Raw genomic sequence first — 15,472 nt, 5'->3', positions numbered from 1 at the left:
CGTTGATTTTGGAGGAGATCAGTGAAACATTAGAGGAGGAATATATGGAAGAAGAGGAGGAAGAAACCGAGGAAAAAACACCGCCCCGTCTTGTGAGAATAAACTATTTAGAAAAATTCATTAAAACAACTATTTTATGGGAAAAATTTGTCCGCGGTGAGACATCACTTAGAGAGCTAGAAAAGGGATTTGCTAAAACAATACATCATAAAAAAACTGCCAAGAAGAAGGCTTCTAAGACGAAATCAACTAAGACAAAGAAAAAATCAGTTAAATAAATTGTTTCTGTATATTTACATTAGTGTACCCAATTTTCTTAAGACAACTTATCACTTCATCAATACTGAATCTTCGATCAAAGACTATTTCAACGTTATTTTCAGAATCCTTTTTGAAAAGCTTAATTTTGTGAACAATAACTCTACCTAAAATAACATCTCTCTGCTCTTTAGGCGGCGCTATATATTCTTCGAATCTTTTCTTAGAAAACCTATAGAATTCCTCAAAGTTTCTAATTATTCTCAGTGATTCCTCAAGATCTCTGGTTATACTGGTGTTCTCACCAATACACTCCAGGAGTTCTATTGCTTTATTCCATGGCAGTTGAACATGAGGACTTTTAGCCAGATCAATAACTATGCTTATTTCACTCAATAACTTACACCTATTAATTAATTTTTTATGCTAGGTTTAAAAGCATGGGATTACAAATTTTATTCTTAGGCAAAGTAAATTATAGTTGGTGTTATAAATATGTTTAGAGCCAGTTACACAGCTACATCAAAATTCAAATATATAGCACAGACGATAGCTAAGATAACTGATGAGGCACCATTTTATGCTACACAAGATGCTTTAGAAGTTAGAGTTCTCAGCCCAGATAAAACAACACTTACCATAGTTAAAATACCATCCATAGCTTTTGAAGAGTATGAGGTAGATGGAGAGAAATACTTTGTGATTGGAGCCGACGAGCTAAATAAGATAGTGAAAAGAGGAACTAGAAACGATATCTTAGTATTTGAGCTTGACGAAGAAAAGAACCAGTTGAAAATTATTTTCAGAAACAAGAAGACCGGTATTGAGAGAAGCTTTGTTATCGAAACAAAGCCTAGAACATTGGAGAAAATACCCGAGCCACAAATAGATCTTGGGGTTACAGCTAGGTTTGTCGCTGATGATTATAAACACATAATTAGGGACTTGAAGATAATTGGGGAAGAAGCAGTACTTCATTATAAGGAAGGAAAACTCTATATATATTCTCATGCAGAACAAAAAGAGTATAGAGGAGAATTCTCAGAAGGAAACCCGCTCACATATTTATCTGCAACAATAGATGAAGCACGTGCTAAATACAGTGTTGGATTATTAGAAGCCACACTCAAACCTATTCAAGCAGCAAAATTTGTAACGGTATCGTTTGATCGAGATAAACCCGTGAAGATAGAGTTTGAAATAACAGAGGGCGGATACATAGTATACTGGATAGTTCCAAGGATTGAAGCATAAATACTATAAAACATTAGACTAAGAACCAAGCTTTGATAGTAGTTCCTGGAAAACTTTTGTTTTATCGGCTTCTTTAGCTATTTTTCCAGGCTTAGTTATAGTTTTTATTTTAAATTCAATAAACCAAACAGGTTTAGGACAAATTTTTCTCTTAGGACATGATAAACAACAGTGTATGCATACCATTAAGTCCGGATATAATGTACACTGTTTTACCGGCTCATATCTGCCGCAGAAATCACATCTTTCCCAGTAAATCGTCATCTATTATCACCATATAGGTTAATTAATAGGGATTAATGGTTGTTAAACTTATTGCAAATTTCTACAAACAATTGTTAGGCATAGTATTGTTTAGAATCTACTTGTTTCTTTATAAGAATATAAAATATACTTACATGTATATATCATATTAGAAAATAAAATACTAATTGGAGCGGATGAGCTGATGCTGTATGAGATAATATTTTATGGTAGAGGCGGCCAAGGCGGAGTGACTGCTGCTAATATACTTGTTCACGCAGCATTATATCAGAAAATATATGGGCAGGGCTTCCCATTCTTCGGTGCTGAAAGAAGAGGAGCTCCTGTTATGGCATTTGCTAGGATCAGTGATAAACCAATAGTTAGACATGGAATGTTCTATGAAGCAGATGTTCTGATAATACTAGATCACAAACTAATAGATATTGGAGCAACGAAGAAGGTGTATGTAAGAGATAATGGATATGTGATCGTAAATATGCCAAGCGATTATGAAATTGATTATGGAAAATTCAATATTTTAGGCAAAGCGAGATTCTATGGTGTTAACGCTAAGAAAATAGCTCTAGAAAATAAACTAGTTGTTGCGGGATGGCCCGTAGTAAATACTTCGATGCTTGGAGCATTCTCTAAAGCTACAAAGATAATAGGTATCGAGAATATAATGAAAGCAATAGAATCCTATTTTGGAGGAAGAATCGGAGAAGCCAATGCTAAAGCAGCTTTTCAAGCCTATAATGAAACTCGCTTAATAAAGGAGGTGAATATGTAATGCCTGATAAATTAGTAGTTATAAGCTCATCATATAAGATACCCTTAGCAAAACCAGCTGTTGGAGTGGCTGGAAAAACTGGGTTCTGGAGAACAACCAAGCCTCTAGTAAATAATAATAAATGTGTTAGATGCTTCCTATGTGAAATATACTGTCCCGTAAACGTTATCAGAGTCGAGCCGGAAACGGGTGTTACAATTAATTATGATTATTGTAAAGGATGTGGTGTATGTGCAGATGTATGCCCGGTCAATGCAATAGAACTTGTACCCGAGGAGTAGGGGAGGTGTATTAAATGGGTAAGCTTGTAGCTTTAACAGGTAATTATTCGGTTGCTTATGCAGCCAAGTATGCACGAATAGATGTTGTAGCAGCATATCCTATTACACCACAGACAAGCATTGTTGAGAAACTCGCAGAACTAATAGAGTCCGGAGAACTAGATGCTATAATGATCCGTGTTGAAAGCGAGCATTCGGCATTAGCCGCAACTTTCGGTGCAGCAATTGCTGGTGCCCGCGCATTTACAGCGACAAGTAGTCATGGACTTATGTATATGCATGAATGGGTGCATTGGACTGCTCGAGCAAGGGTTCCGGTAGTTATGGCTATAGTAACCAGAGCTCTTGCTCCACCATGGAATATTTGGCCTGATCATAGCGATTTCATGGATCAACGTGATACAGGATGGATTATGAGCTTTGGAATGGATAATCAAGAAGTATTCGACCTAACACTACAAGCATTCAAAATCAGCGAGGATCCCAGAGTATATCTACCAGTCATGGTTGGATTAGAAGGATTTATTCTAGGACATACAACTATGCCTGTTGAACTACCAGATCAGGAGGATGTAGATAACTGGTTGGGCCCACGTAGACAAGGCTATATAGTCGATGGTAGAGAACCTATTGCTGTCGGTAATCTCGCATGGCCTGAAGATACAGAGGAAATGTTTATGGATATACATAAAGCAATGAATGAAGCTAAAAAAGTTATAAAAGAAGTAGATCAGGAGTATGGGAAAATCTTTGGTAGAAGCTATGGCGGCTTAATACAATGCATTAACTGTGAAGATGCTAAATACTATGCTGTATCCATGGGTGCATGGAGTGGAGACTTGATAGAAGCTGTCAATATGTTACGTGAGGAAGGATATCCTATAGGAGTATTGAGGATAAGATACTATAGACCATTCCCATACGAGGACATATGGGAAAAGATTAGGAGTGCTAAGGGAGTAATTGTTTTCGATAGGGCAATAAGTTTTGGCGCTTGGGGACAAATATTCACTGACTTAATTACTGGTTTAACCATGTATACTAGAAACCTCCCAGTAATATCCAATGTTGTAGCTGGTATAGGGGGTGTTAATGTAACATATACTGAGTTCTATAACTTAGTCAAAGAATTCATGGAAAAAATCGAGAAAGGAGAAGAATCCCCGCATTTCACATGGTATCATAGGAGGTGATCTATGTGTCTAAACAAACAACCAGACCTAAACCCCCATTACCATATAAGATGAGAGATGTAGTTCTTCCAGGAGACGCTGCTTGCCCTGGATGCCCTATACCCATGGCATGGAAGGTTGTATCAGCTGTTTTTGGTGAAAAAACAATATTTGTTATACCTGCTAGTTGTTCGTCGGTGGTGGTTGGAGCGTATCCAGGTAATTCGTTAAATGCTAGCGTTGTACATGTAGCATTCGCATCTGCAGCAGCTGTTGCATCCGGTATCGCTGAAGCACTACGGAAAAGAGGAATAACCGATGTACAGGTAATTGCTTGGGCAGGAGACGGTGGAACAGCAGATATTGGTATGGCTAGTCTTAGTGGAGCAGCTGAGAGAAACCATAATATAATCTATATAATGTACGATAACGAAGCATATATGAATACCGGTATCCAAAGAAGCTCTTCAACACCCTATGGTGCATGGACAACAACTACTCCTATAATCGGTAAAACCGAGCATAAGAAGGATGTTGCAAAAATAATGATTGCACACGGAGTTCCTTATGTAGCAACTGCAAGTGTTGCATATCCCCATGACCTCTATGCTAAGCTTCAGAGAGCTAAGAACATACAAGGCTTCAAATTTATACACATACATGCACCATGTCCTGTTGGATGGAGATTTGATCCAAAATATACGGTGAGAGTAGGAAAACTAGCAGTAGAAACTGGGTTATGGATATTGTACGAATATTATGATGGAAAAGTACGATTGTCAGGTCCAAGCAGACCATTTATTGATCCCGCTAAGAGAAAACCTATCGAGGAATATTTAAAGCTTCAAGGCAGGTTTAAGAGAATTACAAAAGAGAAGATAGAAGAGATCCAGAGATATGTAGAGACAAATTGGGACTGGATCAAAAGACATATGTAGATGTATTCATTAGCATTATAATTGTTTTTTCAATCTATACTCGCTACCAGTTATACGGAATCCGTTTTGAAGAAATGCTCTGATCATTTTATTCTTACTAGAATCTATGTTTACAGATATTTGTTCAGCACCCATATTATATGCTATATCACCTAGCTTAGAGATGATCGCTAATAATGCTTCTATAGGCTTATGATAAGATACAGCTAGATAATCCACCAGTATCTTTTTATCCGGTTGAAACTCAGCGACACCTCTGAGTTTGTTATCTTCATATACAATTAATATTTTTTCATCCACTATTCTATGATATACAAGCTTATCAACTGGCTCAGTAATATTGCTCCACCAGGTTGTAGGAAGCATATGAATATTGATCACAGCGTCTTTAGCATTTTTTAATATAAATGAATAGTTGGGAATAGTTCTCTTAGCAACTTTACTTACTTGTAGAGAAAGCTCTAATACAACACCATCTATGATATAGCCGTTTTTCAAATAAAAGCCTAAAGCAGAATAGTTATCTTTTTTAACACTTAAATAAATGGTTTTCTTCTTACCTCTGACTCTTTCCTCTAATTCTCTAAGTAGCTTAGATCCTATTCCGAGACCTCTATATTTCGGATCAACAGCTAACGAGTCAATGTATATCTTGTTATATCTTCTATAAGCTATTAGAAAACCGACAATTTTACCCTGATAATCCGCTACAAGAACAATTCTCCTACTACTTTTAACCTTTAATAAGTTATAGAACCAATCATAGTCTTCCTCATCTAATCCGCTAAGACTGTCTAGGTGTATTTTGAAGATCTCGTATGCCTCGCTTGATCTGGGAATCCTTATTTTGACTGCTTCACTTTTACTTAGACCCATATTTTAGGCTGCATCCTCTAGGTTAACTTTATACTCTTATTAACCATATACTTAAGGAGTTTATAAATATTTGAACTAGCATCAGGCCTATAATATTTTTTCCAGAACAATAATTATTGCTGTAAATATAAGTGCGACAGCTATCAGAACCTGCGGTTTCATCTTTATACCTACATCTGCTTCTTCATAAAATCTAATAAGGCCAGCAGCTGTGAAGGGGCCTGGAGCTTCCTTCTTTTTCTTACCATGTACTCTTTTAGACTTCTTAGGCAAATATATCCCCTCTACTATTTTTTACATTTAAATGTAATAAACCTTATTAAAACTATTAGAGTTTTTCCTGAGGCGAGACGTAATGAGTAAAGAACCTATAAGTATTAAACAAGCACAATTACTGATAAGGAAAAAATATTATGAAAGGGATCATGCCCGAGGATTATTTGCTACTTATACATGGTTTATTGAAGAAGTGGGCGAATTAGCAGAAGCGTTGCTTTCCCAAAACAAGGAATCTATAGAGGAGGAAATAGCAGATGTTCTAGCATGGCTATTAAGTGTTGCTAATCTTGTTGGTGTTGATGTAGAAGAAGCTTTTAAGAAGAAGTATCTTAAATGATTAATTCTTCTTTATAGCTGAGATTATCTTAGACGCCTTATCAGGATCTTCTTCAACAATAGTACCAGTAACAATTATGTCTGCACCACTTGATGCGAGCTCCTTTGCAATGAATGGAGACCTTATTCCACCGCCAACTATTGTAATTAGATTAGTATATTTCTTTACTATAGCAGGGAAGCTTGGAGGTACAGGTTTAGGAGAGCCACTACCTGCTTCTAAGTAAATATATTTGATCCCGATCATTTCAGCTGCCCACGTATATGATAATAGTATTTCGGGTTTGCTGACTGGAATAGGATACGTTCTACCAACATGTGCAACAGCTGTTTCGCCGTATATAACTATGTAACCAGTTGGAAGGGTTTCTAGTTTATATTTCTTAATTATGGGTGCTGCAGCTATTTGAGCATGCATCAAATAGTATTGCTCCATAGAGTTCATTAAGATCATAAATAATACTGCATCGGCATATGGCGTTAAACAATTAATGTTTCCAGGAAATATTATCACTGGTAAGCCTGTTTTTTTCAAAATCTTCGCTGTCTCACCTGCTTCCTCAGGAGTAACACCTAGACTGCCGCCAATGAGGAATGCGTCGGTTCCAAATTCTGCCATTTTAATGGCTGTTTCTTCGAGTTTTCCAAGATCATTTACTCTATCAGGATCTATAAGAGTAAAATGAAGCTTTTCACCATTGTTTATTTTCTCGACTATATACTTATTCACTTTCCCCAACTATTTCACCAACCTCCTCTTCTTCGCTTTTCTTTCTAAACTCAACTTCTATATTGCCTTCTTCAAATGCATCAATGAATTTAGCATAAACGTCGAGAGGCCCGTAAAGTTCTGGTACTTGCATTTCAGCATGTAATCCGCATGTTCCACATGTAATAATCGCTTTCTTATATCCTGGAATATTCAGTTTTTCAAGCCTGATTGTTAATGTCTTGGATCCGCAATTAGGACATTGAAAGATCTTAGGGATCTTTCTTACTTTTCTGATTGGTTTCCTGTATTTTTTCCTCCTACGCCCCATCAGTTCTTCCCCTCTCATATCTTCTATTTCTACTAATATAAAGTAGTTTCCTAAGAGTAGGACTTAACCCTATTCTAATTATTTCATTAATAATTTTCTTCAATAACGTTAAATCATCAATATATATTTCTCTATACATTGATTTATCAAGTGCTAATCTAAGCATAATTAAATGTTTACAGCTTGGTTTCTTTTTCTTTGACATAACACGTATTGTGAAGTTTTTACAAGAACAGAATACATATGGAATCATTACATGATCTCTTTTCTCACCGACGTAAAAATATATGGGATAATTAATTTCTCTCTTATCCAATATTATTCTTAGCTTGATAATTTTTTTCAATTGCACACGTGAAATAAGGTTTCTTTCAATATCATGCCAAGGTATTTTTAGGACATAATTCATTGTTTCTTCAACGCTCATTTATTTATCGCCTACTATATACCTTGACAATGTTTCCTGGATACGATACAATTACGTAATCAACAAGGTTATTAGGAAATAAGCCGGTTTCAACTACTCCATTAATTTTCTTTATTTCTTCATCTACTTGCTTTGCATTCTGTATTTTTTCATAGACAAGATCTATAATGAAGTTTCCATTATCAGTTATAATAGGTCCGTCCTTCATTTTTCCTATGCGTAGAACAGGTTTATATCCTAGAATAGTTAGTTTTTCTATTACATAATATACTGCATTAGGAACTACCTCTATAGGTACAGGTTTCATATATAGATACTGTTCTGGATTAACTTTTGTATAATCTGCAATATATATTCTCAACTTGCTTCTAATAGCTAATTGTTTTTCCCACAGAAGAGCGGCTCCTCTCCCCTTTATAATATCTAAGTTAGCATTGATCTCGTCTAGTCCATCCACATATATATCCGCATAATTACAATTTATCGGAGTATAAGCATCTATTCCATGTTTGTAGAGATAATTATGAGTTGCATAACTTGAGACCACTACTTTTTTATCTTTGAGCATACCTAACCGAATAAGTTCATCTATAAAGTATTTAACCGTAGAGCCCGTGCCAATCCCTAATACTTTGGAATCTCTTATTTTATCAATGAACATTCTCAATGCATAAATACTGGATAATTTCTTTAAATACTCATACAATACATGGTCCCTACATAACGTGTTCTAGATATACTGAAACAAACTTAGTTAGGAATGGGCCCGCGGGGATTTGAACCCCGGGTCACGGGGAGTTCCGCCCCTTGTTCAGCGGCGGCTTTTATAGGGGTCCCGAACCCCGCATCCTAGTCCAGGCTAGACGACGGGCCCATTCATAATTTGATGTCTAGGTGCGAGTCTTATTATTTTTTCTCAAACTGATTCTCAAATAAATCGATTAGTGGCTTGGTTATTTTTTCAGAATTTTCGGTAAGTTTTCATTATAGGGTGGCTTAATAACTCCTTTTTCAGTTATTATTGCTGTTACAAGATCAGGATCAGTTATGTCGAACGCATAATTTAGTGCTGATACATCGGGTAATGTAATATATTTTTCAAGGACTTTTCGGACTTCATCAGGGTTTCTCTCTTCTATTACTATATCATTTATTGTGGATTCTAAATCTATAGTGCTTGTTGGAGCAGCAACATAGAAGGGTATTCCTTTTCTCTTTGCAGCTAACGCTATCATATATGTACCTATTTTGTTGACAACGTATCCTTCGCTTGTTATTCGGTCAGCACCGACTATTACTAGATCAACTAGTCCTTTCCTAATAACATAGCCTGCCATATTATCAGTTATGAGTGTAACAGGTATGCCCTCCTTTACAAGCTCCCAAACAGTGAGTCTAGCACCCTGCAAAACAGGTCTAGTCTCTGTAGCTATGACCTTGATTTTCTTACCCTTATACCATGCGGCCCTCATAATACCCTCAGCCGTTCCAAAAGCTGCCGTCGCTAAAGCACCTGCATTACAATGAGTTAAAATAGTAGAGTTGTCAGGGACTAGCTCTGCACCATATTCTCCGAGTTTTATATTTGCACGAATATCTTCATCCATTATATTCTTTGCTTCATTCTCAAGAATTTCGACAACTTCATCAACGCTAACTCCTTTTTCTACGGCTTCATGAAGTTTTCTACGCATTCTACGGAGAGCCCAGAACAAGTTGTGTGCTGTTGGCCTAGTATTCCATAAGATATTAATTGCTGAATCAACTTCTCTATAGAAACTATCTATATCTCTTGTTTTCACCTTATATGCATATGAAGCAATAGCTAATGCTGCAGCCACCCCAATTGCAGGTGCACCACGAATCTCCATCTCAATAATTGCTTTAGCTACTCTTCCAGGATCACTACTACAAATTATTTCTTCTTTAAATGGCAACTCCTTTGTATTAATCCAGCAGATGCTCTTATCCTCTTCTCTCCACCAGACAGCTCTAATCTTTATAGGGTAAGGATAATTATTCATATCATACACCCTCCAGCAAAAATTTACATATGTAATTATACTAATATATCATTGAACATAATATTAAACAATATGCAGGTTGTTCACTCATGGGTCTAGAAACAGCTAAAATTCTTGGCTTAATAGGTGTTATATTAGAGCTTGTAGGATTACTAACTGGAGCTTCTGGATATGGTTCAATATTATCAATTATAGGATTTATTCTCCTACTCATAGCTGTCCATGAACTAGCGGAGGTAAGTGGTGTTAGAGCTATTTTCGATAAGTATTTAACAGGAGTAATATTTGTGATAATAGGATTTGTCATAGCCATGATTATTATTGTATCTCTAGGGTTAATAGCCATGATCACATTTCATCATTTCCCAATGCATGGATTCCCACCAACAATATGGCCTTCACTACCCCTTGGAGTAATGCTGGTAGCGATTATAGCATTTATTATCATGTATATATTCCTGCTACTTGGATACATTAGAATAAGAGATAGTTACTACATGATAGCTGACACGTTTAAACACAACATATTCCACACGGTGGGAACAGTGTATTTTATAGGAGAAGAGATAGTTACTACATGATAGCTGACACGTTTAAACACAACATATTCCACACGGTGGGAACAGTGTATTTTATAGGAGCGGTTCTAACAATAATATTGGTCGGATTAATCATAATATTCATAGGTACTATAATAGAATTAATTGCTTGGGCCACACTACCAACACAAACAACACGTGGATTCGAAGAAACAACTGGGCATGAAGCACCCATTATATAACATTTTATATAGTTGTTATTATTAAGATAAAATACCACAATATATAGGAATACATGAAAACTTGTAAAGCTGTGGGGAATACTTAGATGAAATATAGCTATATAGTATGGTTTGATCAATCTAAATGTATAGGTATAGTTAAAGACAAAAAGAGCATTAATAATTTGGAGAAAAAATGGTTTGGTAGACTAGAAGGAGAAAACTTAGTTTTAGATATTGTTGAGCTAGCATACCTACTTCTACATGGTAGAATACGCCTAGTTCTAGAAGGACTAGAAATAACCACATATAACGAGTTTTTAGAGAAAAACTATGGTTGTCTAAAACAGTTCTTTTGGCCAAAGCTAGTTGTATATAAGGATCTTAGGGATCGGGGGAGAAAAGTAAGAGTTATAGATGATAAGAAGTTTCTGGTTAAAGATAAACATGGTGATTTAAAACTAGTTGTTATATTAGAGGAAGGCTCAAAAAGACCAGCAGATACTATTATTAAAGATATTGAAACAGCACATAGTAATAACTTAGAACTCATTTATGCTATTGTTAGTTTACAGGGAGACTTAACATATTATGAAGTTTCAAAAATAGATCCGAGGAATGAGCAGTGAAAAAAGAACTTATACAAACACCTAGAGGAGTAAGAGATCTAATAGGAATAGATGCACAACTACACGAGTATTTAGTTGATAAATTTAAGAAAATATCAATGCTGAACGGGTTCAAACCCATAAATACTCCAATAATAGAGTTCTTCAAATTATTCGAGGCTAAAAGTGGAGAAGAAATTAAGAAATCAATGTATGTATTCAAAGATAAAGCTGGAAGACTACTAGCGCTTAGACCAGAAGTAACTGCTAGTATTGTACGTGCGTATCTTAAGCATATGCAAGGATGGACTAAACCTATTAGACTATATTATGTCGGACAATGCTTTAGATACGAAGAACCACAAAGAGGCCGCTATCGTGAATTCTGGCAAGCAGGTCTTGAAATAATAGGTGAAAAAAACATAAATGCTGATCTCAGCGTCGCGTTCACAGCTTCAAAATACCTCGAAGAAATTGGGATAAAACATTATTACATAGTAGGCAATGTAGCCATATACCGCGCCGTCATGAGTAAATATGGTTTATCAATTGAAGAACAAGATCATGTGCTTCACTTAATCGATAAAAAAATGATTGACGAAGCATTAAATTATTTAAAACAAAAAAACGAAGAACTATACGAAATCATAAATGAATTATTAAAAACACCACTGAGCAAGTTAGAGAATTTCCTAGAACAATACCGGGAAATACTTGAAGATAAATATGATCAGTTAAAAGAGGAACTCAATAAACTAAACATTTTCATTAACAATTTGAGAGAATTAGGTTTTAATGCCATATATGATCCTTCCTTAGTTAGGGGATTAGCATACTATACTGGGCTTATCTTCGAGTACAAAGCCACCAAGGGGCTAGACATAAGCATTGGTGGTGGAGGAAGATATGATGGATTAACAGAAATTTATGGTGGAACATATGAATACTCAACAGGATTAGCACTAGGACTAGATAGGTTAATGTTGATCATGAAGGAAATAAGTTATAACCCGCCCAAACCTATATCAGCATTAATTATAATTCTCGGCAATACACCAATAACAATAGGATACAAAATACAGGAGAAATTATCATCTATAGGAATATCTTCATGGATATATACAACAAATAAACTACGAAAAGCTCTAAGCATAGCTAATAAAGAAAACATAGATTTCGCCATTATTATTGGAGAAAAAGAATATAGACAAGAAAAAATATCCATAAAAGATCTACAAGCCAAAGAGCAGATAACAATTAATAATAAGATGCTCGAGAAGACACTGTTAGATCTATTATTAAATAAATAAGTACACAACATAATACCAATAATAACCCCTGAAGACATTATATAATAATAACAATAATAAGCATGTATGTGTTAATCTCGCGTTCTTTAGGAGGTGAAAGATTCTTGAGCCATAATGTTAAACTTGAAAGAGTAGGGGAGTATGAGTGGCGTATACCTAAAGGATTTAAAGAATGTATGAAGACTGATGCAATAATCTTTGCTGATGAATACTTGTTAGAAAAGATGAGATCAGATCTTACACTTGTTCAAGCAGCAAATGTTGCTTGTCTACCAGGCATAGAGTTAAACATGTATGTGATGCCAGATGGTCATCAAGGTTACGGGTTCCCTATAGGTGGAGTAGCAGGATTCAATGTTGAAACAGGAGTTATAAGCCCTGGAGGAGTAGGCTATGATATAAACTGCGGAGTAAGAGTTATCCGTACTGATCTAGACCAAGAAGATGTAAGACCTAGATTAAAAGAACTAGTAAATACACTCTTTAGAAACGTTCCAAGCGGTGTTGGTGCTACTGGGAAACTTAGGCTAAGCTTTGATCAACTAGATGAGGTATTAAACCGCGGTGTAGAATGGGCTATAGAAAACGGGTTCGGCTGGCCAGAAGATATGGATCATATAGAGGAACAGGGAAGCTGGAAAGTTGCAGATGCTAGCAAAGTTAGTAGAAGAGCTAAGCAGAGAGGACATAACCAACTTGGCACTCTAGGTGCAGGAAATCACTTCTTGGAAATACAAGTAGTAGATAAAATATATGATCCCGAAGTGGCTAAGGCTATGGGAATAACTCATGAAGGACAAGTCACAATTATGATTCATACAGGCAGCCGTGGATTGGGGCATCAAGTAGCAAGTGATTACTTATTATTAATGGAGAGAGCAATGCGAAAATACGGAATAAGACCTCCGGACAGAGAACTAGCAAGTTTGCCGTTCAAAACACCGGAAGCACAAGACTATTTCAAAGCAATGGCTGCAGCTGCAAACTTTGCATGGACAAATAGACAAATAATAATGCATTGGACACGTGAAAGCTTTAAACAAGTATTCCACAAAGATCCAGAAGATCTTGGAATGAAACTGGTATATGATGTAGCACACAATATTGCGAAAATAGAGGAGCACATAGTAGATGGCAAAAAATACAAAGTTGTAGTTCATCGTAAAGGAGCGACAAGAGCATTCCCGCCTGGACACCCTGAGATACCAAAAGACTATCAGAGCATAGGACAACCAGTACTAATACCAGGAAGTATGGGAACAGCTAGCTATATATTAGTTGGGACAAAGAAAGGAGTTAGGACATGGCATAGTGCACCACATGGTGCAGGTAGGTGGATGAGTCGCGGAGCAGCTATTAGGACATATCGTCCTGAACGAGTGGTAGAAGAGTTATCGAGGAAAGGCATTATACTACGAGCAGCAACGAGGAGAGTGATAAGTGAAGAAGCACCTGGTGCATACAAAGACGTTGATAGAGTCGTGCTTGTAGCACACAAAGTTGGCATAGGCAAACTAGTTGTTAGGCTGAGACCTATAGGGGTTGTAAAGGGTTAGCATACTATTTAGCATATAATATTTATAGTAGTAGTATCATTGTTAAAAACATCATAGCATACATTAAAACCGACCTAAACCAATACCCCTTATCAATCATGGATGCAATAATTAGAGATTCGAAAACAGCAACGTAAGTCATTTTCTTCATAAATACTTGATCAATTCCTTGGTAAATCATTGATGAATCCATATTCAACAATGTATTCATGAAAACTAATACAACCAGAGGTAGTGTCAAAACATATATATAGTATATTTTACTTCTCTCACTAAGACTCTTCCTTAAACCCCTAATATGATCTAAAATGTTAATAATGTATCCAATATGCCTATAATGACTCTTACTATACTCTACGGGAGTAAGCAGTAACGAGAAAACTTTTCTAGACAACTGAGAAAAATTGATAGCATTAACTATCTCGTTAGGTTTAGCACCCATTTTAAGCAGATCAGTTATCTTAGTGAAGGGGCCATCAAGTCTATCAATTACCTTAATTAACGCACTATCAATAGGCATACCAAGCCTAGATTCTCCATAAACCTCTTCAAGCAAAACCATTGTTTGAGAATCAATTTCTTCGAAAATTCTATGTTTAAAATATAGGAATAAACCAGCTAGTATAATAATTAATGTATAAACAACCATTAAATCCTGAATAAGAAACAGGATAATCGGTGTTGAGACAATGAATACAATAGTTAGAAAAACATAAAATGTAGACATATAATAATATGTTAGCTCTAACAACTTATATGCTAATATATATGAAAAAAGAGACAACATAACTATAATAAACACTACTAATTCTATTGGCAACCCTCCTAAAGGAATTAAGGAATAAACAAGTATTCCGAGAAGAATTATTAGAAACCCCTCAAACAACATATCAATGAAAGATACGATATTATTAATTCGCATTTTCAAAACACTGAACTCCTCATTTATGAAGGAATCAATATAGGATAAAGTATCACCCGTAGTAATTAATACTTCAGCATAACCCCTCACAAAATTCTTAACTCTATTACTAGGAATATATTCAGCAAGCTTTTTCAGACAAGTATATGGGTCGTTTGTAATTCTCGATAAAACACTAAAAATAAGTGATAATTTCTGATAGGGCTTTGGGAGAACAAGTTTATTCTTAGAAGCTTCCTCTAAGACCTCATCTAATCTAATACCATTAGCTTCAAACGTGAGAAGTAATGCTAGGAAATCGGGTAATTCATTTTCTAGGCTCATCTTCTGGATAATCTCGCTTATTTGTCGCCGGAAAACGAGTATGAGTAATATAATTAGAGAAGAAATTATGA

22 protein-coding genes and 1 tRNA gene are annotated in these 15,472 nt (G+C 35.8%); 12 read left to right on the top strand and 11 right to left on the bottom strand.

The window, feature by feature from the left end:
* Positions 1–2: 2 nt before the first annotated feature.
* Positions 3–278 (top strand): RNA polymerase subunit Rpo13, encoded by a 276-nt coding sequence (locus tag SMAR_RS05205; RefSeq protein ID WP_011839293.1) that lies wholly within the window; start codon positions 3–5, stop codon positions 276–278.
* Here SMAR_RS05205 and SMAR_RS05200 read toward each other — a convergent pair.
* The gene (locus tag SMAR_RS05200; RefSeq protein WP_011839292.1) at positions 271–654 is read right to left on the bottom strand and encodes a hypothetical protein; all 384 of its coding nucleotides are present in this window, start codon (positions 652–654) and stop codon (positions 271–273) included. The genes SMAR_RS05205 and SMAR_RS05200 overlap by 8 nt on opposite strands.
* A 99-nt stretch (positions 655–753) precedes the next feature.
* Between SMAR_RS05200 and SMAR_RS05195 the strand changes: the two genes are divergently transcribed.
* Complete coding sequence (locus SMAR_RS05195; protein WP_011839291.1) at positions 754–1,512, top strand: DNA polymerase sliding clamp; 759 nt, start codon at positions 754–756, stop codon at positions 1,510–1,512.
* An 18-nt stretch (positions 1,513–1,530) separates the two neighbouring features.
* Here the strand turns inward: SMAR_RS05195 and SMAR_RS05190 are convergent, their stop codons facing one another.
* The gene (locus SMAR_RS05190) at positions 1,531–1,776 is read right to left on the bottom strand and encodes a hypothetical protein (protein WP_011839290.1); all 246 of its coding nucleotides are present in this window, start codon (positions 1,774–1,776) and stop codon (positions 1,531–1,533) included.
* Between the two features lie 184 nt (positions 1,777–1,960).
* Between SMAR_RS05190 and SMAR_RS05185 the strand changes: the two genes are divergently transcribed.
* Genes SMAR_RS05185 through porB form a run of 4 tightly spaced genes read left to right on the top strand, consistent with a single transcriptional unit; the run spans position 1,961 to position 4,939 of the window.
* Complete coding sequence (locus tag SMAR_RS05185; protein WP_011839289.1) at positions 1,961–2,548, top strand: 2-oxoacid:acceptor oxidoreductase family protein; 588 nt, start codon at positions 1,961–1,963, stop codon at positions 2,546–2,548.
* Complete coding sequence (locus SMAR_RS05180) at positions 2,548–2,829, top strand: 4Fe-4S binding protein (RefSeq protein WP_011839288.1); 282 nt, start codon at positions 2,548–2,550, stop codon at positions 2,827–2,829. Before SMAR_RS05185 ends, SMAR_RS05180 begins: the two co-directional genes overlap by 1 nt.
* A gap of 14 nt (positions 2,830–2,843) precedes the next feature.
* Positions 2,844–4,022: a pyruvate ferredoxin oxidoreductase gene (locus SMAR_RS05175; RefSeq protein ID WP_011839287.1), complete on the top strand. Its 1,179-nt coding sequence runs from the start codon at positions 2,844–2,846 to the stop codon at positions 4,020–4,022.
* Between the two features lie 50 nt (positions 4,023–4,072).
* Positions 4,073–4,939: a pyruvate synthase subunit PorB gene (gene porB, locus SMAR_RS05170; RefSeq protein ID WP_052833934.1), complete on the top strand. Its 867-nt coding sequence runs from the start codon at positions 4,073–4,075 to the stop codon at positions 4,937–4,939.
* A 15-nt stretch (positions 4,940–4,954) separates the two neighbouring features.
* On the opposite strand, the gene SMAR_RS05165 is transcribed toward porB, so the two are convergent.
* Both SMAR_RS05165 and SMAR_RS05160 read right to left on the bottom strand, forming a co-directional pair.
* On the bottom strand, positions 4,955–5,815 hold the full coding sequence (locus tag SMAR_RS05165; RefSeq protein WP_011839285.1) for a GNAT family N-acetyltransferase: 861 nt from the start codon (positions 5,813–5,815) through the stop codon (positions 4,955–4,957).
* A gap of 87 nt (positions 5,816–5,902) precedes the next feature.
* Entirely contained in the window at positions 5,903–6,088 is a 186-nt protein-coding gene (locus SMAR_RS05160) for a preprotein translocase subunit Sec61beta (RefSeq protein ID WP_011839284.1), read from the bottom strand.
* Positions 6,089–6,170: 82 nt separating this feature from the next.
* On the opposite strand from SMAR_RS05160, the gene SMAR_RS05155 reads away from it, so the two are divergent.
* Entirely contained in the window at positions 6,171–6,431 is a 261-nt protein-coding gene (locus SMAR_RS05155; RefSeq protein WP_011839283.1) for a MazG nucleotide pyrophosphohydrolase domain-containing protein, read from the top strand.
* On the opposite strand, the gene SMAR_RS05150 is transcribed toward SMAR_RS05155, so the two are convergent.
* The 6 genes from SMAR_RS05150 to mtnA form a co-directional block, all read right to left on the bottom strand.
* Positions 6,432–7,169, bottom strand: coding sequence for a phosphoglycerol geranylgeranyltransferase (locus SMAR_RS05150; RefSeq protein WP_011839282.1), 738 nt, complete (start codon positions 7,167–7,169; stop codon positions 6,432–6,434).
* The gene (locus SMAR_RS05145) at positions 7,153–7,470 is read right to left on the bottom strand and encodes a hypothetical protein (RefSeq protein WP_011839281.1); all 318 of its coding nucleotides are present in this window, start codon (positions 7,468–7,470) and stop codon (positions 7,153–7,155) included. The genes SMAR_RS05150 and SMAR_RS05145 overlap by 17 nt, the downstream gene beginning before the upstream one ends.
* A complete protein-coding gene (locus tag SMAR_RS05140; RefSeq protein ID WP_011839280.1) occupies positions 7,460–7,897 on the bottom strand; it encodes a hypothetical protein in 438 nt (145 codons plus the stop codon). Before SMAR_RS05140 ends, SMAR_RS05145 begins: the two co-directional genes overlap by 11 nt.
* 4 nt (positions 7,898–7,901) lie before the next feature.
* Positions 7,902–8,603 carry a ribose 5-phosphate isomerase A gene (gene rpiA, locus SMAR_RS05135; protein ID WP_011839279.1) on the bottom strand — a complete coding sequence of 234 codons (702 nt, stop codon included), beginning with the start codon at positions 8,601–8,603 and terminating at the stop codon, positions 7,902–7,904.
* A 55-nt stretch (positions 8,604–8,658) separates the two neighbouring features.
* Positions 8,659–8,771 (bottom strand) — tRNA-Pro (locus tag SMAR_RS05130).
* Positions 8,772–8,850: 79 nt separating this feature from the next.
* Positions 8,851–9,921: an S-methyl-5-thioribose-1-phosphate isomerase gene (mtnA, locus tag SMAR_RS05125; RefSeq protein WP_011839278.1), complete on the bottom strand. Its 1,071-nt coding sequence runs from the start codon at positions 9,919–9,921 to the stop codon at positions 8,851–8,853.
* 89 nt (positions 9,922–10,010) lie between these two features.
* Between mtnA and SMAR_RS05120 the strand changes: the two genes are divergently transcribed.
* The 5 genes from SMAR_RS05120 (at position 10,011) to SMAR_RS05105 (ending at position 14,155) form a co-directional block, all read left to right on the top strand.
* Entirely contained in the window at positions 10,011–10,502 is a 492-nt protein-coding gene (locus SMAR_RS05120) for a DUF996 domain-containing protein (RefSeq protein ID WP_052833842.1), read from the top strand.
* 44 nt (positions 10,503–10,546) lie between these two features.
* On the top strand, positions 10,547–10,702 hold the full coding sequence (locus SMAR_RS08415; protein WP_425277375.1) for a hypothetical protein: 156 nt from the start codon (positions 10,547–10,549) through the stop codon (positions 10,700–10,702).
* An 86-nt stretch (positions 10,703–10,788) separates the two neighbouring features.
* A complete protein-coding gene (locus tag SMAR_RS05115; RefSeq protein WP_011839277.1) occupies positions 10,789–11,310 on the top strand; it encodes an endonuclease in 522 nt (173 codons plus the stop codon).
* Complete coding sequence (gene hisS, locus SMAR_RS05110) at positions 11,307–12,599, top strand: histidine--tRNA ligase (RefSeq protein ID WP_011839276.1); 1,293 nt, start codon at positions 11,307–11,309, stop codon at positions 12,597–12,599. Before SMAR_RS05115 ends, hisS begins: the two co-directional genes overlap by 4 nt.
* Positions 12,600–12,703: 104 nt before the next feature.
* Positions 12,704–14,155: an RtcB family protein gene (locus SMAR_RS05105; RefSeq protein ID WP_011839275.1), complete on the top strand. Its 1,452-nt coding sequence runs from the start codon at positions 12,704–12,706 to the stop codon at positions 14,153–14,155.
* A gap of 22 nt (positions 14,156–14,177) precedes the next feature.
* Here SMAR_RS05105 and SMAR_RS05100 read toward each other — a convergent pair whose 3' ends face one another.
* The gene (locus SMAR_RS05100) at positions 14,178–15,401 is read right to left on the bottom strand and encodes a hypothetical protein (protein WP_244372341.1); all 1,224 of its coding nucleotides are present in this window, start codon (positions 15,399–15,401) and stop codon (positions 14,178–14,180) included.
* Positions 15,402–15,472 lie beyond the last annotated feature (71 nt).

It is taken from the genome of Staphylothermus marinus F1, from assembly GCF_000015945.1.
GTDB lineage: Archaea > Thermoproteota > Thermoprotei_A > Sulfolobales > Desulfurococcaceae > Staphylothermus > Staphylothermus marinus.
Note: the sequence above shows the minus strand (reverse complement) of the source record. Positions and strands in the feature narration are given on the sequence as shown.